General features: G+C 65.2%; 19 protein-coding genes and 2 pseudogenes. 12 read left to right on the top strand and 9 right to left on the bottom strand.

The genetic code is table 11. The annotated features are described in order from the left end of the window. Nucleotides 1–23: 23 nt before the first annotated feature. The 3 genes from malQ to ACZYW1_RS18660 are packed head-to-tail and all read left to right on the top strand — an operon-like array spanning nucleotide 24 to nucleotide 3,547. Entirely contained in the window at nucleotides 24–2,174 is a 2,151-nt protein-coding gene (gene malQ / locus ACZYW1_RS18670) for a 4-alpha-glucanotransferase (protein ID WP_463787951.1), read from the top strand. Nucleotides 2,175–2,195: 21 nt separating this feature from the next. Beyond that, nucleotides 2,196–3,077, top strand: coding sequence for an LLM class F420-dependent oxidoreductase (locus ACZYW1_RS18665; protein ID WP_463788787.1), 882 nt, complete (start codon nucleotides 2,196–2,198; stop codon nucleotides 3,075–3,077). Then, entirely contained in the window at nucleotides 3,074–3,547 is a 474-nt protein-coding gene (locus ACZYW1_RS18660) for a nuclear transport factor 2 family protein (protein ID WP_463787949.1), read from the top strand. Before ACZYW1_RS18665 ends, ACZYW1_RS18660 begins: the two co-directional genes overlap by 4 nt. A 4-nt stretch (nucleotides 3,548–3,551) precedes the next feature. On the opposite strand, the gene ACZYW1_RS18655 is transcribed toward ACZYW1_RS18660, so the two are convergent. Both ACZYW1_RS18655 and ACZYW1_RS18650 read right to left on the bottom strand, forming a co-directional pair. After that, on the bottom strand, nucleotides 3,552–4,691 hold the full coding sequence (locus ACZYW1_RS18655) for a glycosyltransferase (RefSeq protein WP_463787948.1): 1,140 nt from the start codon (nucleotides 4,689–4,691) through the stop codon (nucleotides 3,552–3,554). Between the two features lie 59 nt (nucleotides 4,692–4,750). Next, the gene (locus ACZYW1_RS18650) at nucleotides 4,751–6,055 is read right to left on the bottom strand and encodes an NAD(P)/FAD-dependent oxidoreductase (protein ID WP_463787947.1); all 1,305 of its coding nucleotides are present in this window, start codon (nucleotides 6,053–6,055) and stop codon (nucleotides 4,751–4,753) included. Nucleotides 6,056–6,177: 122 nt separating this feature from the next. Between ACZYW1_RS18650 and ACZYW1_RS18645 the strand changes: the two genes are divergently transcribed. Continuing rightward, nucleotides 6,178–6,450: a hypothetical protein gene (locus ACZYW1_RS18645; RefSeq protein ID WP_463787945.1), complete on the top strand. Its 273-nt coding sequence runs from the start codon at nucleotides 6,178–6,180 to the stop codon at nucleotides 6,448–6,450. 12 nt (nucleotides 6,451–6,462) lie between these two features. On the opposite strand, the gene ACZYW1_RS18640 is transcribed toward ACZYW1_RS18645, so the two are convergent. Together ACZYW1_RS18640 and ACZYW1_RS18635 are read right to left on the bottom strand one after the other, a co-directional pair. After that, complete coding sequence (locus ACZYW1_RS18640) at nucleotides 6,463–6,891, bottom strand: type II toxin-antitoxin system Rv0910 family toxin (RefSeq protein WP_463787944.1); 429 nt, start codon at nucleotides 6,889–6,891, stop codon at nucleotides 6,463–6,465. Nucleotides 6,892–6,986: 95 nt separating this feature from the next. After that, complete coding sequence (locus ACZYW1_RS18635) at nucleotides 6,987–7,550, bottom strand: hypothetical protein (protein WP_463787943.1); 564 nt, start codon at nucleotides 7,548–7,550, stop codon at nucleotides 6,987–6,989. 178 nt (nucleotides 7,551–7,728) lie between these two features. Between ACZYW1_RS18635 and ACZYW1_RS18630 the strand changes: the two are divergent. Continuing rightward, a pseudogene (locus tag ACZYW1_RS18630) lies at nucleotides 7,729–8,034 on the top strand (DNA topoisomerase IB); the annotation flags it as partial. A gap of 486 nt (nucleotides 8,035–8,520) precedes the next feature. After that, complete coding sequence (locus ACZYW1_RS18625) at nucleotides 8,521–9,048, top strand: peptidoglycan endopeptidase (protein ID WP_463787942.1); 528 nt, start codon at nucleotides 8,521–8,523, stop codon at nucleotides 9,046–9,048. A 7-nt stretch (nucleotides 9,049–9,055) separates the two neighbouring features. Here ACZYW1_RS18625 and ACZYW1_RS18620 read toward each other — a convergent pair. Next, a pseudogene (locus ACZYW1_RS18620) lies at nucleotides 9,056–10,304 on the bottom strand (sulfotransferase family protein). 28 nt (nucleotides 10,305–10,332) lie between these two features. On the opposite strand from ACZYW1_RS18620, the gene ACZYW1_RS18615 reads away from it, so the two are divergent. The 6 genes from ACZYW1_RS18615 to ACZYW1_RS18590 all read left to right on the top strand — a co-directional run bounded on the left by ACZYW1_RS18615 (nucleotide 10,333) and on the right by ACZYW1_RS18590 (nucleotide 16,012). Continuing rightward, nucleotides 10,333–10,908 (top strand): TetR/AcrR family transcriptional regulator, encoded by a 576-nt coding sequence (locus tag ACZYW1_RS18615; protein WP_463787941.1) that lies wholly within the window; start codon nucleotides 10,333–10,335, stop codon nucleotides 10,906–10,908. Beyond that, nucleotides 10,905–12,026, top strand: a complete 1,122-nt coding sequence (locus tag ACZYW1_RS18610) for a DUF1214 domain-containing protein (protein ID WP_463787940.1) — start codon at nucleotides 10,905–10,907, stop codon at nucleotides 12,024–12,026. The genes ACZYW1_RS18615 and ACZYW1_RS18610 overlap by 4 nt, the downstream gene beginning before the upstream one ends. 116 nt (nucleotides 12,027–12,142) lie before the next feature. Next, nucleotides 12,143–12,916, top strand: a complete 774-nt coding sequence (locus ACZYW1_RS18605; protein ID WP_463787939.1) for a cutinase family protein — start codon at nucleotides 12,143–12,145, stop codon at nucleotides 12,914–12,916. Between the two features lie 150 nt (nucleotides 12,917–13,066). Beyond that, nucleotides 13,067–14,155: an NAD(P)H-dependent amine dehydrogenase family protein gene (locus tag ACZYW1_RS18600; protein WP_463787938.1), complete on the top strand. Its 1,089-nt coding sequence runs from the start codon at nucleotides 13,067–13,069 to the stop codon at nucleotides 14,153–14,155. A gap of 135 nt (nucleotides 14,156–14,290) precedes the next feature. Beyond that, nucleotides 14,291–14,869, top strand: a complete 579-nt coding sequence (locus ACZYW1_RS18595) for a hypothetical protein (protein WP_463787937.1) — start codon at nucleotides 14,291–14,293, stop codon at nucleotides 14,867–14,869. A 129-nt stretch (nucleotides 14,870–14,998) separates the two neighbouring features. Next, nucleotides 14,999–16,012, top strand: a complete 1,014-nt coding sequence (locus ACZYW1_RS18590) for an LLM class flavin-dependent oxidoreductase (RefSeq protein WP_463787936.1) — start codon at nucleotides 14,999–15,001, stop codon at nucleotides 16,010–16,012. Nucleotides 16,013–16,024: 12 nt separating this feature from the next. Here ACZYW1_RS18590 and ACZYW1_RS18585 read toward each other — a convergent pair whose 3' ends face one another. From ACZYW1_RS18585 to ACZYW1_RS18570, 4 genes are all read right to left on the bottom strand, one after another. Next, entirely contained in the window at nucleotides 16,025–17,293 is a 1,269-nt protein-coding gene (locus tag ACZYW1_RS18585; protein WP_463787935.1) for an amidohydrolase family protein, read from the bottom strand. Further along, nucleotides 17,290–18,924, bottom strand: a complete 1,635-nt coding sequence (locus ACZYW1_RS18580) for a class I adenylate-forming enzyme family protein (RefSeq protein WP_463787934.1) — start codon at nucleotides 18,922–18,924, stop codon at nucleotides 17,290–17,292. The genes ACZYW1_RS18585 and ACZYW1_RS18580 overlap by 4 nt, the downstream gene beginning before the upstream one ends. A 48-nt stretch (nucleotides 18,925–18,972) precedes the next feature. Then, nucleotides 18,973–19,971, bottom strand: a complete 999-nt coding sequence (locus ACZYW1_RS18575; protein ID WP_463787933.1) for a Gfo/Idh/MocA family protein — start codon at nucleotides 19,969–19,971, stop codon at nucleotides 18,973–18,975. A 637-nt stretch (nucleotides 19,972–20,608) separates the two neighbouring features. Further along, nucleotides 20,609–20,959: a DUF732 domain-containing protein gene (locus ACZYW1_RS18570; RefSeq protein WP_463787932.1), complete on the bottom strand. Its 351-nt coding sequence runs from the start codon at nucleotides 20,957–20,959 to the stop codon at nucleotides 20,609–20,611. Nucleotides 20,960–21,060 lie beyond the last annotated feature (101 nt).

Genomic DNA, 21,060 nt, shown 5'->3' with positions numbered 1-21,060 from the left:
ATCTCGCCAAGCAAGATGTCGGTATGAGCCTGATGGCCCCGTCACTGGTTGAACTCGCGCGTCGATTCGGCGTCGCCACCGACTACGAGGACTGGAGTGGTCGCCGGATCGATGTCCCGGAAAGCACGTTGGTGGCGGTTTTGGGTGCGCTCGGGGTCGCGGCCGCCGACGAGGCGGAGCGCAATGCGGCGCTGGCCGTCCATGAGCGCGCGCACTGGTCACGGGCGCTACCGCCGACCATCCTGACCCAGGCCGGTGCAGCCACGAAGTTCTGGGTGCACGTGACCGATGGTCAACCGGCCGACGTCTCGCTCGAGCTGGAGGACGGAACCGTCCGCGCCGGGGTACGTCAGGTGGACAACTTCACTCCGGCGTTCGACTTGGACGGGCGACGGATCGGGGAAGCCAGCTTCGTGCTCCCCGATGATCTGCCGCTCGGCTACCACCGGGTCCGGCTGCGCTCCGGGGGTGACGAGGCCAGCGCCGCGCTGATCGTGACGCCGGCATGGCTCGGTGTGCCCGAACGTCTCGGCGCACGTCGCATCTGGGGGTTGGCCACTCAGCTCTACAGCGTCCGATCCAGACAATCGTGGGGTATCGGTGACCTCGCCGATCTGGTGGATCTCGCAGTCTGGTCGGCGTCGGTGCACGGAGCCGGTTACGTCCTGGTCAACCCCTTGCACGCGGCGGAACCGACATCGCCCATCGAGCCCTCGCCGTACCTGCCGACCTCACGCCGCTTCGTCAACCCGCTCTACTTACGGGTGGAGGCCATCCCGGAGTTCGCACAGCTGTCCAAGCGCGGTCGCGCGCAGCGGCTGCGTGACGGCATTCAGAAACACGCGGCCGCGCGGGATGCAATCGACCGCGACAGAGCGTGGACGGCGAAGCGGGAAGCGCTGGAGCTGGTCTACGCGGTCCCCCGCACCGCGGGCCGCGAACTGGCCTTCGCGGCATACCGCGCTCGCGAGGGTGCGGCTCTCGACGACTTCGCCGCCTGGTGCGCGCTGGCTGAGAAGCACGGCAGTGATTGGCGTCGATGGCCCAAGGCGGTGCGCCATCCGAATGCCGACGGGGTCGCCAAGTTCGTTCAAAAGCATTCGGCGACAGTCGATTTCCATAAGTGGCTGCAGTGGCAGCTCGATGAACAGTTGGCCGACGCCCAGACCCGCGCGCGGTCGGCCGGAATGCCGCTGGGCATCGTGCATGACCTGGCCGTCGGCGTGCACCCCAACGGAGCTGACTCCTGGGCGATGCAGGACACGCTGGCACTCGGAGTGTCGGCCGGTGCGCCGCCGGACGAATTCAATCAACTCGGTCAGGACTGGTCGCAGCCGCCGTGGCGGCCGGATCGCCTCGACGAACAGGAGTACCGGCCATTCCGCGCCCTGATCCGCAGCGTGTTGCGGCATGCCGGCGGGGTCCGGATCGACCACATCATCGGCTTGTTTCGGCTGTGGTGGATTCCGCAGGGCGAGTTGCCGACCCAGGGCACCTACGTGCGCTACGACCACGAGGCGATGATCGGCATCGTTGCGTTGGAGGCCTACCGCGCCGGGGCGCTGGTGGTCGGTGAGGATCTCGGCACGGTCGAACCGTGGGTCCGCGACTACCTGCGCGCCCGTGGAGTGCTGGGGACGTCGATCCTGTGGTTCGAACTCGATCGCGACGGTTCCGGCGGTCCACTTCCGGCCGACCGGTGGCGCGAATACTCTCTGTCGTCGGTCACCACTCACGACCTGCCGCCCACCGCGGGGTACCTGGCGAATGAGCATGTGCGACTGCGTGATTCGCTGGGCTTGCTGACCCGACCCGTCGACCAGGAACTCGCGGCCGCCGAGAAAGAACGTGCCGCCTGGCTGGCTGAGTTACGCCGGGTCGGGCTGCTGTCCAAACACGCCGATGAAGAGCAGACCATATTGGCCCTGCACTCCTATCTCGGCCGCACTCCGTCCCGGTTGCTCGGCCTCGCGCTCACCGATGCGGTCGGCGACAAGCGAACTCAGAACCAGCCCGGCACCACTGACGAATACCCGAACTGGCGCGTCCCGTTGAGCGGACCCGATGGTCGACCGATCCTGCTGGAGGACGTTTTCACCGACCACCGCGCCGCCGCGCTCGCCGAGGTGCTGCGCGTGCAGACAGCCGGTGGGCCTATCGAGAACACCTGTTAGCTTCGGTTTGCCATGAAGACACTGAAGTTCGGTGTGGTCGCACCCGTCGCCGCCGGGGTCACTGCGGATCCACATTGGATGGCGGCTTTCGCGCGGCACGTCGAATCGTGTGGCTTCGAATCGATCGTCGCCGTCGAACACACCGTGCTCGCTACTCATTACGACAGTGTGTATCCCTATGACCCGTCGGGCCGGGTGGAGCTGGAGCCCGACTGTCCGGTCCCGGATCCCCTTGACCTGCTGTCGTTTCTGGCCGCGCACACCGATCGCCTCGAGTTGGCGACTGGCGTACTGGTGCTGCCCAACCACCATCCCGTTGTGCTCGCCAAACGCGCAGCCACGGTCGACGCCCTGTCAAACGGGAGACTCCGGCTGTGCGTTGGTGTCGGTTGGCTGCGAGAAGAGATCGAAGCCTGCGGCACCGACTTCTCCTCGCGAGGCCGACGCGCCGACGAGCAGCTGGCGGTGCTGCGGGCGCTGTGGGGTGAAAATCCCGACGGTGTCACCCACCACGGTGAGTTCTTCCAGTTCTCCAACGTGGTTTGTAACCCGAAACCATCTGCGGGAAGGCGTCTTCCGTTGCACATTGGCGGACACAGCAAGGCGGCGGCTCGGAGGGCCGGGCAGCTGGGCGACGGCTTCCAGCCGCTGGGTGTGGCCGGCGAACAGCTGGCCGAACTGCTCAGTTTGATGCGCGACGAGGCGGTCGCGGCCGGACGGGATCCGGCCGGTATCGAACTGACGCTGGGCCATTCGGTCAGCAAGATCGACGCCGGGCGCGCCGAGCGGCTGGCCGCCCAGGGCGCGGACCGGGTGGTCCTGGCGATGCCACCGGTGCACGACCTCGACCAGGCCAGGGACGAGCTGTCGGCGTGCGCTCAACGGCTGTCGCTGTCCACGTGACGCTCACCGGAGACGATCGGGCAGCTCTCAGCGAGCTGGTGCATCGTTACGCCGCTTCCGTCGACGATCGCCAATTCGGCTCCGTCACGGACCTTTTCACCGCGGATGCTGAACTGTGGCTACCTGATCCCCCGGCGGCTCTGGAGCCGACTCGCCGCCGCCACGGCCACGCCGAAATCAGCGAAGCGGTCGCCGCCGTCGCCGCCACGCTGCGAACTCAGCACGCGATCATCGGTGAGGTGTACGACGCATCGTCGCAACCCGGCACCGCCCGCGGCCGCATCGCCGGCGTCGCGCACCACTGGATCCGTCACGGCGATCAGATCCGCGATGTGATCTGGCATCTGCGCTACGACGACGAGTATCGACGAGTATCGAGTAAGCAATGGCGAATTCACCGCCGAGCGTTGGCGATCGATGCGATCGACACCACCACGATCAAGCAGGTTCGCCCCGCCGACGAGCAGTGAGCCGTCAGTCCCGGCGGCCGAGCATCGCTGCGTCTTCGAGCAGATCAGCGGCCCGTCGGAGACTTTCGGCCGGAGCGGTCATCAGTTCGGCGACCTCCCTGGCTCGGACGGCGTACCGCGGCTCGAGGATGGCGTGCAGGTCGGCGACGAGAGAATCCAGAGTCGACTCCAAAAAGCGGCGCCCGAAACCGGTTTCGAGGTGTGCCACTGACGCGGCCCACACCGGCTGGTCGAGCCCGTTCCAGAGCACCAGGGCGGGGACCCCGGCCCGCAAGACTGCCGCCGTGGTCCCCGCTCCGCCGTGATGGACAACTGCGCGGCAGACGGGAAAGACAGCGGAGTGTTTCACGTCGCGCACGACTTTGACCCGATTGTCATCCGGGGCGTCGTCAAAGTAGTTGGGACCCAGACAGATCAACGCGCGCACGTCGAACCGCGCGCATGCCGCGCCGATCACGGCGACCATGTCCTTCGGCCCCGGCACCGGCATGCTGCCGAAGCCGAAATACACCGGTGGTGCGCCGGACGATATCCACGACAGGATGTCCGCATCGGCGTCGGTCGCCAGCTGCAGGGTCAGAGCTCCGACGAACGGTCGCCGGCCGGCGCTCCCCGCCCACGAGGCGGCCAGGTCGGGTACGCAGATTTCGTCGTAAGCCTGAATCTCCATTGACCCCAGGGACGACGGGTCTCGGCGTGGTGGCTGATCTGTCGATGGGCGCGACGGCAGGATCTCGGACGGGAAGAAGTGCAGGACGGCCAGCGGAATGCGTTGCTGTTCGGCGACTTTGGCGGCAGTCTCCTGCTCGGTCATCCCGGCCACCAGCAGGTCTGCACCGGCCGCCAACGACGTCAGGGTCGCCGTTTTCTCCGCCCCGACCTGAGCGACGTACTCGACCGCCTGTGGAATCGCGCCGATCGGGTCCCGCAGCATGCGGGTGAAGTCCTCGTCGCCCAGCAGCTCCTGCCAATGCCGTCCGTACGGCCGGACCACCAGGCTTCTCGACTCGACGTGAGCCCGAAGCTCCGGCGGAACCGTCATGGCCGTCACCACCTCGTGGCCGCGGCGCTGCAACTCCTCAGCGACCGCGATGCACGGCTCGGTGTCGCCGCGACTGCCGTACGCGGCGAAGACGAACTTCACCGGCACAACCTAACCCGCGAGTGAGGCGTTGCGTCCGCGAGGTGCCGAGGGCGCTGCCCTCAACCGGCTTCCGGCAGCGGAATGCCTTCGCTGGTGGAGAACTCGGCATCGTTGTACGACGCCAACCCCAGTGACACCACCGAACGGGTGGAGAACGCGTCGACCAGATACGCCAGCGTCACCGCCCAGCGATTGACCCCGCGCGGGATGGCGAACAGGTGATAGGCGCGGGTGACCACTTTTGCCGGGAAGCCGGAAAGCGGGATCTTCAGCGGATTCGCGACCGCCTTGTGCGGACCGAGATCGACGACCAATCCCATGTCGTGGTGCTTGTACTCACGGGTTTTGCCGTGCCCGAGGCTGGCGGCAACATTTTTGGCGAGCGTCTTGCCCTGTCGCGTTGCGTGCTGCGCGGTGGGTGGCGTGATCTTTCCCGGCTGCGTCACGTCGGGCACTGCGGCTGCGTCGCCGGCGGCGAACACGTCGGGATGATCCGCAACGGAGAGGTCGGTCTGCACCTTCAGCCGGCCTTTCTCGGTGGGCAGGCCGAGTGTCTGGATCAGTGGCGCGGCGGTCACGCCCGTCACCCATGCGACGGTGTGGGTGTCCACCCGCGAATCATCGCTCAGCACAACATGGTCAGGGTGAACCTCGTTGAGCGTCAGCCCCAGCCGGACGTCGACGCCACGCTGCCGGAGCACTTTCTGCGCGCGCGCCCCCAGCTTCGGCCCGACCTCAGGCATCACCTGTTCGGCCAAGTCGAGCAGCAGAAACCGCACCGAATCCGGGTCGAAATTCATCTGTTTGGCGGCGGCCTGGGCGAGCGCTCGAAGCTGCAGCACGAGCTCGGTGCCCGAGTACGAGGCACCGACGACCACGACGGTCCGTCGAGCCTGCGCCAGGGCCGGATCCTCCTCCAAAGACGCCAGCTCCAGCTGTTCGAGAACGTGATCGCGGAGGTAGAGAGCCTCCGCGGTCGACTTCAATCCTCTTGCATATCGGGATAATCCAGGAATGTCGAACAGCCGGGTCACCGAGCCCGGAGTGAGCACGAGCCGGTCCCAGGACAATTCGCGGGTGCGCTGTTCGAGATCGGTGAAGCGCAGACGATGCTGTTCGAGGTCCACCTGGTCGACCCGGCCGCGGATGGCTCGAACCCCTTTCAAGGTGCCCGCCAGGGGAATGGCAACAAAGCGGGCGTCGACCACTCCGCCGGCCACGTCTGGCAGCAGCGGCGTGTAGAGCATGTAGTCGACTGGCGAGATGATGGTCACGTCCACATCGGTCTTGCGCAGCTTGCGCGCCAACCGCCGCGCGCACTCGAACCCGGTGAATCCACTGCCCACAACCACTACCGACGTCACCCTGTGACTGTAGCCATGAACCGGTGCGCTAAAACCGTTCGCCGTACCCGATCGTGGGCGGCCCTCCGCGCTGTTTTCGCCGCAGGTGATCTGGGTAGCCGGACCGAATGGGAGATATGGCTATGGACACCGTCAGCGCTGACAACTACGCGCACTCTTCCGATGCCACTGCGGGGTCAAGCGCTTCGGTTACCCCCGGCCTCATCCTGGCGGCGACAGTCGCGGTCTCGTTCATCGTCTGCCTGGCAGGCTTTGCCGCCAGACAGATCGGCGTGGGGCTCGGCGCAGCGTGCGTCATGCTCCTCGCCAGCGGGCTGACCTTGTCGTGGCTGACGTCCGAGTCGCGGCGTGTTCGCGACGCTCAGCGCACGTCTGGTCCCCGCGTCATTCACTGAGCCGCGCTGGTGTCATTCCAGAACGGCGAGATTGCCCACTGATTTGCGGACGTCCGATTTGATGACTTTCGCCACCAGCTTTCCGAGCGGACCGTTGAGTAGTCCGCCGTTCAGATCCGCGGTCAGGTCGAATGTGGAGCCGGGTTGGTTGTCCTGCACTGACATGGCGACGGTGATGCCGACTCCCCCGCGTCCGCGGCCGGTCAATTCGATCTGATGGGGCTCGTCGTATTTCGTGACTTCCCAGTGGATGACGTTCCGGAATCCCTTGACTTTGATCAGCGACGAGACCTGGGTGCCCTTGGTGATGGTCGAGGGGACCTCACCGCGCCAGCCACCGAAAATCGTCATCCAGTCGCCGAAGCGGCCCAGATCCGATGCGAGCTTCCAGGCCGACTCCGGCGAGAGATTCGACGTCGTCGAAACGTTGACTTGTGCCATGTCGGCTGACTCCCTACGGCGATGATGAGTGTCCGGAACTTGCGTCGGCTGCACATACCCTGACCTGCCGACGGGATAAACCGGCCTCGAAAGGCTCAGATACCCGTCCAGGTCTGGTCGAGCTGCTCGGCGACGTCGATCACTTGCGCGGCTTGCGATTCAGGCGCGTCGATTTCGTCGTTCACGTACTGCGCGATGAACCGCCGGATTTCGGCGTCCACGCCACCGATGACGCGCACGATTTCGCCACGGAGGCTTTTCGACGACACGTGCACGGCGATGTCCGACGGACGTGGCTTGGCCACATCAACGATAAGTAGTAGCGGCTGAGCGGCGCGCGCGGTCGCGCTGAGGGCGATGTCTCCGTCGACGGTGAATCTCTGCTTGTCGATTCGCAGGTCGACCAACAGGTCGATCAATAACGGAATGTGGATGTCAAATGTGATGGTGTCGCTGATATTCCGCGTGACCTTGGGCTGCTTGATGGTCACAGCGGCGCTGACCCTGGCGAATTTACCCGGTCCCTGAGCCATCGGCGGCATCTCGAATTGACTGCCGGCAATCGCGGCGAACGCAGCGCCAACCCGTTCTTCGGTTACCGCCACCTCGAAAAAGCGCCGACCGAAAGTCTCGTAGCTGACGTACTCAAAGCCCTGCATGAGTAAATACCGTCTCATGCCGACTCGCGTGACGACGACTGATCCGGTCGTGTCGCGCGGGCTGCGGCGTTACTGCGATTCTTCATCTAGGTAACCGGCTGCGGGTGGATACGCAGCGAATTCGACACGTGGGGTGGCCAGGCACCCACCCGCGTGCGCGTCATGCGGACGCGGCGCGATGAGGCTCCGCAAGAGCGCGGTGGGTGGGCCCGGACTGCACCGGGTCCGCCGCGGTCGTGGCTTCTCCTACGTCGACGACGACGAGAGTCGTATCGCCGACGACGAGGTGCTGGCGCGGATCGAGGCCCTGGTGATCCCACCGGCGTGGAAGAAGGTGTGGATCTCCCCGCACCCGAACGGCCACATCCAGGCGGTGGGTACCGACGCAGCTGGTCGCTGCCAGTACATCTATCACGAGCGATGGCTGGCCGAGCGCGCAAGCGAATCCCTGAGGCGCGGCGCGAAGCAATCGAGCAGGCAACCGTGCGTATGATAAGACGCGTCAGTCGGAAGTAGCTGTCGGACATCATCATTCGCCGACTGAACGTCAAAAGAGCTGACTTCAAACAGTTTTGAGTTACCGGATCGCTGACGATTGGCGTCGACACCCGCGGCGGGCTGTAGACAACGTATGGCGTCCGAAGTGGGCAACAACGAATGGTTTAGGTGCGCCCCGATGTTGGCGGAGCGCTCAGCGAAAATCCGCGCACCTCAAGGCGGTTTTGATCCCGGTGACGAATAACACTTTGCTAAACAGGGCTTTTGGCCTAAAGTTGCTGCATCTGGCGCTTTGATAGGCGAAAAGTCAAGAACGAGTTACTCTTCCACGCGTGTTCAATTGACTTTGTGTCACCCCTATTCACCTGGTCTTATGTCGTGCGAATGAGATCCACGTCATGTTTTCCGCGCAAAAGTGATGGCGTGCACAAAGTTTGGTTGTCTATGGATCTTGTCAGTACCGTCCCGGCTCATGTTTGTTTTAGCGACGCTGATGACCCTGCTTGAGCAGATGTCAGGCACGCCGTACATCACCGGTGGGAACTCCCCGGCGGGAACGGACTGTTCGGGCCTGGCTTCTCTGGTATCGAACGTGGCAACCGACCGGCCGGCTTTCAGCGGCCGGTTCAACACCGGTGACGAAGAGTCGGCTCTGCTGGCTCGCGGCTTCAAGTACGGCACTGCCCCGGGCGCGCTGGTGATCGGCTGGAACCGTGGTCACACCGCAGTGACGCTGCCCGACGGCACGCCGGTGTCCAGCGGTGAAGGCGGCGGTGTCCGGATCGGCGGTGGCGGCGCCTATCAGCCGCAGTTCAGCCATCACATGTACCTGCCCGTCGACCCTGACGGTCCTCCCGACGCCCCGCCCGTTCTGGTCAACGTGATCGCTCCAGAACCGCCGCCGCCGGGCCCCGAGCCCGCGCCGCCCGCACCGGCGCCCGAAGCGGTGCCGGCGGCCGATGTGCCTGCCGACGCTCCGGCGCCTCCGCAACCCGCCTGACCGACCGTCAGACTGAGAAGCGTTCTCGGTATCCGGTGAACCGGGCGGGCAGCTCGTGTTCGTCGAGCCCGAACATCGCGGCCGACGTTGCAATGCTGCCCATCCGCCCGCGCGGGTGACTTTCGAGGTAGCCGATCATCGCCGCGCGCGCCTGCTCGGTCAGCGCTTCTCCGGCGACGTGGTAAATCTGCTCGACGGTGCCGATCTCGTCGGCCATGAAGTCGTCGAAGCGGACGTCGATCGACCGGTCGGGCGGTAGGAGGTCGCGATCCCGCACCAGCGCCTGCAACATCTGCGCCAGGCGGTGCGACCACGATTCCGCGATCTCGTGTACCGGCACCGGTGCGCGGTGCATTCGAGCGGTGTAGGTGAGCATCGCGAGCATGGACAGCACCACCGGCACCGGGTCGCGATGGGTGAACACCACGACGACGCCGGAAAAAACCGCGCGCAAAGCCGGCAGTTGTTCCAGGTGCTGGGGTGACTTTCAGCAGCCAGCGTCGGCCGCCCCGGAGGAATTGGAGCGCCTTCAATTGCAACTTCAGGTGCTGGTACGACGGCGTCTGATCGTGGGCCAGGTAGTAGTCGCGCCACCGTGGCACGTGGGCGAGAGTCTCGAAGAGCATCGTGGAGAAGTCGTTGGCCAGCAGCTGGATCTCTTCGTGAGCGTGCTCGGTGGTCATCTCGTGCATCAGCGCAAAATGCGGCATCGAGGCATTCATGAATTCGACGGCGGCGTCCATCCGGGCCCTGCGCGGATCCGGCTCAATGCCCCGCTCGGCCGGTAGTGGGAACGGCTCCACGCTCTCCCAATACGGCAGAGACCTGAAGGTGGGCCCAGCTGCCAGCACATTGTGCAGGTGGGTGGTGCCGGTGCGGGGCAGACCGGCGATGACGACCGGTGGTACTAACTCGATCTGATGGATCTCGGGATGACGCGCCAGCAGGTCGTTGAGCAGCAGCCGATTCTTCAACGCCTGCAGCGCCTGCGCGTGAAAGTTGACGATTCCCGCACCGTGCAGGCCGTCGATCTCGCGGAGGGCGGCCAGATAGACCTCGAGGCGCTCCCGGTAGTCGTCGGGTCCGAAGTCCGTCAGCCCCGTCTCGGCCGCGGCCTTGGCGTGCAGTGCCGCGCTGTCCAACGGGCACTCCGGCGCCATGCCGGCCATCAGCTGATGGAGCTGATCGATCTCTGGGCTGAACCGCGGTGTGTCGAGGTCATCGAGATGCACCGGCACCGGAGCGGCTTCTGTCATGGCTAATTATGTTACTCTGAGTTCCGTAATGACGACGGAGCTTGGCCGACCACGTGACAAACGGATCGACGGCGCGGTGCTGCGCTCGACGGTCGAGCTCCTTGCCGACACCGGCTACGCCGGCCTCTCGGTCGACGCGGTCGCGCGTCAGGCCGGCACCAGCAAACCCGCGATCTATCGCCGCTGGGCCAGTAAGGCACACCTGGTCCATGAAGCGGTCTTCCCGATTGGTGATGCCACCGCGCTGCCGGACACCGGTTCGCTCGCCGGAGACGTTCGCGAGATGGTCCGCCGGACCGCCGCCCTGATCACGACTCCAGCAGCTCGGGCCGCGCTGCCCGGATTGGTCGGCGAAATGGCCGCCGACCTGACTCTCCACGCGGCTCTGCTCGAGCGTTTCAGCGACATCCTCTCGCGCGGGTTGACCGACCGCCTCGCCGATGCGGTCGCGCGCGGCGAGGTGCGGCCCGACATCGTGGCCGCCGATGTCGTCGAGGTCGTGGCCGGCGCCACCTTCTTGGCTCTGCTCACCCGCGGCGACACCCTCGATGACACCTGGGTGCGACGTACGGCCGACTTCATCACGAGAGGAATCAGCGGATGACGCACGCCGCGCACGCATCCACCGCCGCATGGCACGAATTGCTGGACACCCTGGGCGGCCTGGACCGGTCGTTCCTCGAGGGCGAGCGCGCTGTTGCCGACGACCAGCAGATCGCCGACGGCTACCGAATGCTGGCCACCACACTGGGGGTGGCTCTCGACACATACCTGTTCGGGGAGCCCAGCCGGCCGGTGTTCATGGCGATCAACACTCCCTTCCGCCGGGACCTCCGCTGGGGAGGGGACAACACCGACGCCTATTACTACATCTGTCCGGTGGACCCCCGCCGCCGCTATCGCATCAGTGGAAACCGAGGCGACAGCGTCTATTTCTCCCTGACCGCGTACAACGAGCCGACGCCGGGGGCCTGGTCGGATCGCATCGTGGCGATCGTCCGCGACGACGACCTCGACATCGACGCCGACGGCAACTTCTCGTTCGACTTCGGGCCGGTCCCCGATGCCGCGGTGTTGATGACCCGCGACTACCAGGCCGACCCACAGACCGGGCGCCGGGTCCGCTGGCGCATCGAGTCGCTCGACGAACCCGGGATCGTCCGGCACGGTGATACCGAGACAGCGGCGAAGCTCCGGGCGACGGCGGCCTGGATGCGCACCATGTTCGCGATCGTCCCTCTCACGGTGGGTGTAAGGGGCGACGACACCCATGCGCTCGGCCATGAGATCGACCACGCAGCAAACCAATTCGCGGAGCCGTACCAAGTGCCCGACGCCAACTTCGGCTGGTCGGCCCGCGATGCCTGTTACTCCTATGGCAGCTTCGTCCTGAACGACGACGAAGCGTTGGTGATCACTCACCGCCCACCCGACTGCCGGTTCTGGAATCTGGTGGTGTGGAACCAATTCATGGCAACCCACGGTGTCAGCGACGGCCGCTGCTCGGTCAACGGTCACAGCGCGGTACCCAATGCCGACGGCTCGGTGACGATCGTTCTCAGCCGAGGTCTGACGGCACATCCGAATTCGTTGACCACGCTTGACTACCCCCGCGGCAACCTCGCATTTCGCTGGTTTTTGGCCGACGCGGTGCCGGCGCTGCCACGCGCACAATTGGTGAAAGTGGCCGATGCGCCCACCGGCATCGACGGCGATTCCTGAAACACTCTGTCGCGCTGCTCAACTGGCCGGCGGCTCGACCAGGATCCCCTGCTGTCGGCGCGCAGCCGCAAGCTCAGGCTATACCCAGATATTTCTTAGTTTGGACCTGCATTCGTATGGGAATCTTCTGCGTCATGAATGCGCGTCGAGTCAATCGTTCAGCTGGTGCCGTACTGATTGCGCTGTGGGGGCTCGGCGCCTCCGCGCTTCCCGTCGGCACAATCCCCTCCGCATCCGCCCAACCATGTCCTGATACCCAGGTGGTGTTCGCCCGCGGCACCGGCGAAGAGCCCGGCGTCGGCCCCACGGGTCAGGCCTTCATCGACGCCCTTCGGACCCGTATGGGTAGCAGGTCGGTGGACGTCTACCCGGTGAACTACCCGGCCAGCGACCAGTGGTCGACGGGTCTGGACGGTATCCGGGACGCCGGCGCGCACGTGGTATCCGAGGCGAGCGCATGCCCCAACACCAAGATGGTGCTCGGGGGTTACTCCCAAGGCGCAGCGGTCGCGGGCTTCGTCACCTCTCCCGCTGTTCCGGACTCCGTGCCGAAGGACGTCGACCCGGCGACCATCCCGAAGCCACTGGATCCGGCCGTGGCCGATCACGTGGCCGCGGTCGTGCTGTTCGGCACGCCCAACGTCCGGGCAATGGACTTTCTCGGTCAACCGCAGCTGGTGATCGGGCCGCTCTATCAGGCCAAGACCATCGAGGTCTGTGCCGTCGAAGACCCGGTCTGCTCGGAAGGCGTGAACTTCTCCGCGCACAACAGCTACGTCGACGACGGCAGCGTGATCGCGCAGGGTGCCGACTTCGCCGCCAACCACTTGCAAGGCCCGGGTGGCTCACCGGCACCCCGGGCGGCTCAGCACGGCGGCTTCGGTAGCTGACGTCGACCGGGCTGTCGGCAGGAGACGCCCGGGCGCTGCGGGAGCACACCTGAGCTGATCCGGTGCCGCCGACGATTCGTCGCACCGACTATCTCCGTGAGCTAGCGTCGAGGACGGTCTTTCGCGCGCAGTTCCGGACGGAGAACATCGATGACGATACGAGTCGCCCACGTCGGTACCGGGAACGTTGGACGGCTGGCGCTGATCGGACTGATCGAGAACCCACTGTTCGAGCTCACCGGAGTCTGCGTCTCGACGCCGGCGAAGGTGGGCAAGGACGCGGGTGAGCTGGCCGGCCTGGACGTCACAACCGGGATCAACGCCATCGATGACCTCGACGCCTTGTTGGCCGCGAAACCGGATTGCGTTGTCTACTGCGCGATGGGCGACACCCGTCTGCCCGATGCAATGGCCGATGTCATGCGGATCCTTGCCGCCGGGGTCAATGTGGTCGGGTCGTCACCCGGATTGCTGCAGTATCCCTGGGGCGTGATGCCCGACAAGTACATTCAACGCGTCGAAGATGCTGCGGTACAGGGTAATTCGAGCCTGTTCATCACTGGTGTCGACCCGGGATTCGTCAACGACCTGGTCCCGTTCGCGCTGGCCGGCACCTGTCAGCGCATCGAGCAGATCCGCTGCATGGAAATCCACGATTACGCGTCCTACGACGGCGCAGAGGTCATGCATTACATGGGTTTCGCGCGGCCCCTCGGCGACATTCCGATGCTGTTGCAGCCAGGGGTCTTGAGTATCGCGTGGGGTACCGCGATCAGGCAGTTGGCGGCGGGCCTCGGTCTCGAGGTGGACGAAATCACCGAGTCCTATCAGCGTGAGCCCGCACCAGAAGACTTCGACATCGCGGTCGGTCACGTAGCCAAAGGAACGTTGGCGGTCTTGCAGTTCGAAATTCGCGGCATGGTCGATGGCCACCCGGCGATCGTCATCGAGCACGTCACCCGGTTGCGTCCGGATCTGCGGCCCGACCTGCCGCAACCCGCTGCGGGCGGTGGGTCCTACCGCATCGAGATCACCGGCGAGCCTTCCTACGCGGTCGACATCGTGCCGAGCAGTCGGCACGGTGACCACAATCAGGCCGCCATCTGTGGCGCGGCCGGCCGGATCGTCAACGCCATTCCGGCAGTGGTCGCGGCCACACCCGGCATCAGGACGACGTTGGACCTCCCGCTGATCACCGGTAGCGGGTCGTACTCCCGCAGCGAAGTCGCCGCTCGCTAGTTTCAAAAGTTGTTGAGCGCAGTGATATTTCGCCCCTTCGCGGCGCACGTCGATGGGTGCCGGTTCCAGGAGTTGCGGTAGCCGGTCGCCGATGAGATACGGTTTCCGTCATCGGAGCCAAAAGGAGAACGGTCGATGAGAATTCCCCCGGCAGTAATTGCCGCCGCGGCGATCGCGGCGACTCTGGCGGGAGTGTCGGCCTGCGGGAACGACTCCCAGTCGTCGAAGGCGACGTCGAGCTCGAGCACCACTCCCCGCCCGGCGATCACGGACTACACGACCCTGTTGATCAAAGCCGGTGACATCAAAGCACCCGATGCCTTCACCGCCGGCCCGGCGACGAAGAACCCGAATGGTCAGCAGGGCGCCACGGTCACGTTCACCGACCAAGATCACAGCCACGCCATCATCGACACCATTGATGTCTTGCCGGACGTCGAAGCGGCGGCCGCCGCATTGGAATCGGCGAAGGCCACTCACCGGGAAACCCTTCTCGCCAAGTCGCTGAACGCCGAGGTCGGGGTCAGCGGCGCGACGATTTCAGGATTGTCGCCGGATCACTCCAAAGGGGTGACCGTGCTGGTGTTCACCCGGGACAAGGCGTTGGTGACGCTGGAATTCGACGGTCCCTCGTTCGCCCTGGCGCCGCAGGAGTTCATCACCCAGGTCGGACAGAAGCAGGATGAGGCGATCAAGGCGGCTTTCGGCGGCTGACCGCCACCGTTCAAACCGATTCTCGGTCAGCGGTTCTCGCGAGGATTCGCCGGCCTTCCGGTAAGGATTGCGGTACGTTCGTGGCCGCGGAGTCCATCCGCCTCCCGGCAGCGAAATCAGGTATCAGTCGTGTATTCGATGCGGTTCGATATGCGGGCGCCCGATTTCGGCGCACCGGCAGTCGACTTGTACGCGGCGGCCGTCGACATGTGCGAATGGGCGGAAACGCGAGGATGCCTCGCGACGGTGATCTGCGAGCACCACAGTTCGCCGGACGGGTACCTGCCGACGCCGTTGCTGCTCGGTAGCGCCATCGCCGCGCGCACCAGACAGCTGATGATGACGCTCATCGTCATCCTGCCGTTCTACGACCCCGTGCGTCTTGCCGAGGAGATCGCCGTGCTCGATCTCATCAGCAAGGGTCGGGCCGCCTACGTGTTCGGGCTCGGCTACCGCCCGGAGGAATATCAGCATTTCGGTCTCGATCTCACGTCGCGTGGTCGCATCGCCGACGAGAAGCTCAGCCTGTTGCGCCGGCTGCTGGCGGGCGAGGTGGTGCAGCAGGAGGGGCGGCGAATCACGTTGTCGCCGTTGCCATTGTCGCCTCAGGGGCCGTTGATGATGTGGGGCGGTGGCAGTGTGGCGGCGGCGCGACGGGCGGGCCGCTACGGGCTGGGATACCTTGCCCAGGGCGACGCCCCCGGATCGCTGGAAGCGTACGAGGACTCCTGCCGCGCACACGGTTTCGAGCCGGGTATGACCCTGTTGCCCAATCGCGATACCCCGTCTGTCTGTTTTGTCGCACCCGATGTCGACGCCGCGTGGCAGGAGATCGGTGCACACCTTCTGCACGATGCGCGCATGTATGCGCAGTGGAATCCCGACAATCAGACCTCGGCCGGAATCGCCGATGTCGCTGATGTCGACGAATTACGGGCGACCTCGCGAACTCATCGGATCTTCACCGCCGACGAGGCGGTGGCGCATGTCCGCGGTGGCGGCATGTTGACACTGGCACCGTTGTGCGGTGGCCTTCCGCCCGACATCGCTTGGAACTACCTGCGTTATGTCGACGACGCGGTGATGCCGGCGCTGCGGGGCGGCAACGATCAGGCCTCCGAAGCACTCAACCGCCACCAGTAGCCGGCGACAGGTTCAGAATGCTTCTGGATCCCGTTGCACCTCGACCGGCACCGGGTGGTTGTAAAGCCGGGAAGCGTTCTCCCAGGTGAACTTTCGAATCAGGTGCGCGGGCAGGTCACCGATCTGCTCGTGCACGGTTTGCTGCGTGTGCGGCCATGTCGAGTCGCAGTGCGGGTAGTCGGCTTCCAGCATGATGTTGTCGGCGCCGATCCGCTCGTGCTGCACGAACGACGACTTGTCTTCCACTGCACAAAACCAGAAGTTGCGGGTGAACACCTCGGCCGGCGTCAGCCTCTCACCCAGAGCCGCCCACGTGCCGTACATCTCGTGATAGCTGAGCATGTGGTCGAGCCGGTCCAATAGTCCAGCGACCCAACCGATTCCGCCCTCGGACAAGCAGATCTTCAAATCAGGAAACCTGCTGGGTAGCCCGGAGTACAGCCAATCGACGGCCGCGGAGATGGCGTAAGCGAAGAACAGCACGCCCTGTACGTCCGGTGGCGCGTCGTCGGTCGTCGAAGGCGACGAACCGGAGGACCCGATGTGCAGGTTCACTACGGTCGACGTCTCGGCGCAGGCGGCCATCATCGGATCCCAGTGGCCCGAGTGGATACTCGGCAATCCCAGCATCGACGGGTTCTCGCTGAAGGTCACGGCGTGGAAGCCACGTTCGGCGTTCTCGCGGATCAGCTGTGCGCCGAGTTCGGGGTCCAGCAGCCACGGCAGCTGGCACGGAATGATCCGCCCGGGGTGCGAACCGGCCCACACGTCGTGGTGCCAGTCGTTCCAGGCCCGCACCGAAGCTAACGCGAGGTCGCGATCGTTGGTCACCTGTTGCAGGCGTTGGCCGGCGAATCCCGGCAGGAATGAGGGGAAGTTCAACGATGCGTAGATCCCGTTGAGATCCATGTCCGCGATTCGATCGTTGATATCCCACGCACCCCTACGCATTTCGTCGAATCGGACCGGCTCGAAACCATACTCGGAGACTGGCCGTCCGACCACGGCGTTGAAGCCGACATTCGGCAGTACCTGGTTGTCGTACACCCAGGTCTGACCTCCGTCGGCGGTGTCGACGACTTTGGGGGCGCGATCAGCGAGGCGCCGCGGCAGGCGTCCGGTGAAGGTGTCCGGTGGTTCGACGATGTGGTCGTCCACGGAGATCAGCGTGTAGCGGCGCGGCGCCCGCGGCGGATCCGGCAGGAAAGTGACCGAGCGGTCTTCACCGGTCTTGGCGGTGGTGAAGTTCAGGTTGGCGGCCAGGTCGTCGATCGATTTCATCGCGACTCGCCCAGTCCAGCACCGTTGGTCTCGATCTTGACCCGAATATCCTCGCGCAGTTGACCTTTGGCGATCTTGCCGCCCGAGGATCGCGGCAGTTCGTCGACCACGATGAGTCGCTCGGGCAGTAGCTCCTTGGAAACTCCGGCCGCCACCAGGAAGTCGATCAGCTCGGGCAGGCTGATCGTCCGTGATTCGACGAGTTCGGCGTAGAGACAAACCTTTTCGCCGAATACCGGATCGGCCATGGCGACCGCCGCAGCGACAGCGATCGCGGGGTGCGTGATCGCAGCATCCTCGACCTGGGCGGCGCTGATGTTCTTGCCGCCGCGCAGGATGAAGTCCGACGTGCGACCGGTGACGCTCAGATATCCGTCGGCGTCGATCTCGCAGATGTCACCCATCCGCATCCAGCCGTCGCGGGTGAAAAGCTTGTCGTGGTCGGTGCCGCCCAGGTAGCCCAGGCTGGTCGCCGGACCTCGACAGGCGGGCTGTCCGCGGCCGAGGGCGGTGACGTCCCGATCGCCGTCGAACAGTCGTACCGACATCTCCGGCACTGTCCGTCCCCCCGTCCGCAGCCGGTGCGGCTGCGAATCCTCCGTCGTGGTGGCGCTGAGCAGACCGGTCTCGTTCGAGCCGTAGAACTGGAGAATCGTTGCGTCGGTCAACTTCTCGAATTCCACGGCAGGCCGGTACGGCAATGCCTCGCCGCCGGTGAACACCACCCGCAACGAGCTCAGGTCGTACTCCCCCGATGCGCTGTCCGCGATGAGCATCGTCAATTGGGTGCTGACGCAACAGAGCACAGTGACGCGGTGCTCGGCGATCGCCTGGCACGTCGCTCTGGCGCTGAAGCGTTCCAGCAGAACGGTGCTCGCGCCCAGCAGGATCGGGGTGGTGTGGCTGGTCCACAGTCCGAAGCCGAATGGCGTGGGAATGACCGGCAGAAACACATCGTCCGGCGTCAGGTGTCCGTTCGCGACGGCCTTCTGATGGAAGTAGAACCAGCGGTTCTGGGTGTGCACCACGCACTTGGGCAATCCGGTGGTGCCGGACGTCGAGTTGATCAGAAACGGGTCGTCGGACCGGATCGCCGCGCCCACCGACACTGCCGCCGGTGCGGCTTCGAGGTCCAGTCGCAATCCGGGCGTGAGCGACACCACCGGCACGGAGACGTCGGTCACGCCCGCCACGGCGTGGATCGCGGCATCTTCGCGTGGTGCGTCGCTGATCAACATGGTCGGCCGTGAGCTGCGCAGTATCGCGGTCACCTCCCGCGTGCCGGCTCGCGCGCCGATGCCGACAACGATCCCGCCGCAGCGTTCGATGGCGACGAACAGTGCGTGGATACCTGCGGAGTCGCCGTGCCATACCGCGATCCGGTCGCCCCGCAGAACGCCGACACCGGTCAGCTGCTCGGCCAAAGCAGTTGCAATGTAATCGAACTCGCGCCACGTCAACGACGAGCTGTGGTGGTCGGTGTAGGCCACCTGGTCCGGATTCCGCTGAGCGTTACGGCCCACCGCGGCGGACAGCGTCAGGTCCGACCACCAGCCTGCGGCGCGATAGCGGACGGACTCCTCGTCGGTGAAGGCCGGCGAGCCCACGGTATCCAGCCCGCCGGTGCCCATCATCCGATGATATGGCGACGGGCTGCCCGCACGACCGGCATTGGTCGATCAGCTCGGCTGACGGAGCGGCAGGCCGGCCGCGCGGTAGATCGCATCGATGACCGCCATGTTCTCGATGGCATCCTCGGGCGAGGTCAGCACGGGTCCCCCGCGCAGGACCGCGGCGGCGAATGCGTCGAGCTGGTAGGCGTAGGACGGGCGGCGGGAAAACCGCTCGACCCGCTTACCCTCCGGCACACGGATGGCCAGCCGGTGGATGTAGTGCGGCGTCACCGGGTTGAACAGCGACAACTCACCTCGCTCGCCGATCACTCGAGTGCTGGTCTCGAGCAGCCGAGCAGACCAGATGGAGCAGCGCACACGGCCGGTGTGCCCCTCGGCAAACCTCAGCTCGGCCGTCATCGCGCGGTCGATCTGCTGGTCGTGGAGTTTCGCCTCGGCCGAGACGACCTCCGGCGTCGATCCGCCGAAGGTGCGGACCATGTGGACGGCGTAGCACCCCGCGTCCATCAGCGCGCCGCCGGCCAGCGGGTAGCTGTAACGGATGTCGGAGAACACGGGCAGCGGGAAGCACAACGTCGCCTCGATACGCTGCAGTGTGCCCAAAGCGCCGGAGGCGATGATCTGCTCCGTCCGCAGCGCCAGCGGGTGGTAGCGGTAGTGGAACGCCTCCATCGCCACCCGATCCGACTTCGCCGCGGCGTCGGCGATCTCCTGTGCTTCGGCGGCGTTGGCGGTGAACGGCTTCTCGCACAACACGTGCTTGCCGGCGTCGAGGGCGGCACGAGTCCATCTGCCGTGCAAGCCGTTCGGAAGTGGGTTGTAGACGGCATCCACCTCCGGGTCGTCGATCAGCGCCTCGTAGCTGTCGTGTACCCGGGCGATGTCGTGTTTGGCCGCGAATGCCTTTGCGCGGCCGACATCGCGCGCGGCTACCGCGGCGACCACGACCTCGGCATTGTCCCGTGCCGGCTTGATCACCGCGGCGGGGGCGATGCGGGCCGCGCCGAGCACGCCGAGACGTAGCGGCTTTCCCTGCGCAGGCACGCAGGGAAAGTTAACACTTCGCCGCACGGGTAGCCCGCGAAACATAGGAATGCTCAATTTCTTTCACGCCTACGGCGGTGCCTCCTGCTGAATTTTTCTCAGCGAGTCCATCTGATTTATTAATGCCGCACGCAGGGATGGCGCCTAGGTTCTCGGTATGCCCGCGGTCGGTGAGCTCATCTGCTTCTCATCGGGACCCGGGGCGCTACCGCTGCACTGTTGCCGCGGTTGTCAGCCGAGTTCTCGCAGTCAGCGTCCGAGCTGGCGATGTCATTGTCGTGCAACGACTTCCATTCAGAACTAACCGATGTTCGCCCACGCGTGGCCGATCGGCGTGTGCGCCATGAAGTCTCGGACGTAAACGCGATGTCAATGTCTCGTAAATACAGCCCGCGCCATCTCGCCGACCGGCTAACGAGCTGCGACCATTATTCGATTGCCGGGCTACCCGCCCGACCCGCTCGAGGGAGAACGTCATGATCCCTGTTCAATCCCGCCTCGAAGATGAGCTCCGTAATTGTGCAGTCGAGTTGCGCCAGCTCGCCTACACATTTCAGAACGGCGTCGGCGAACACGATCTGCTCCGAATGTCGGAGCGGATGCGGGCCGCTGCCGACTCGGTTGTCCGAGGTGCCGTCTAATTCCCTACTGCGCCAGGCGGTTTCGGAGGGCGACCTTCGCCGGTCAGGTACTTCGGGCAATACTCGCCGGCCGCCAGGGTGATGAACTCGGCCGCGCCGTTGCCGGTGAATGACGGGTTGCGGAGCTTCAGGTTCTTCTCGATGTCGGTGTCGGGTGTCCCCTTGTCGACCAACTTGCACACCTCTTTGGCCACCGCAACAGCCTGGGCCGGGTCCTGATAGGTGAGCCCGGCCGCGGTGAGCTGTTTGAGAAAGTCCGCGTCGTTGTTGGGAGGTGGATCGGCATAGGCCGGCCCGGACCCGACGAGCATGCCGGCGGCACCGAGCACGATCAGCAGACTTCTCATGAGGCCCGAGTCTTGCAAAGTGGCGGGCCGAGCGCAGCCTAGCCCGGTCATCTCCACCGGTGAATCGCGCGAATTCAGCGAGCGTTTACGCGTTTGTGGCT

The organism is Mycobacterium sp. IDUB_36, from assembly GCF_055419225.1.
Note: the sequence above shows the minus strand (reverse complement) of the source record. Positions and strands in the feature narration are given on the sequence as shown.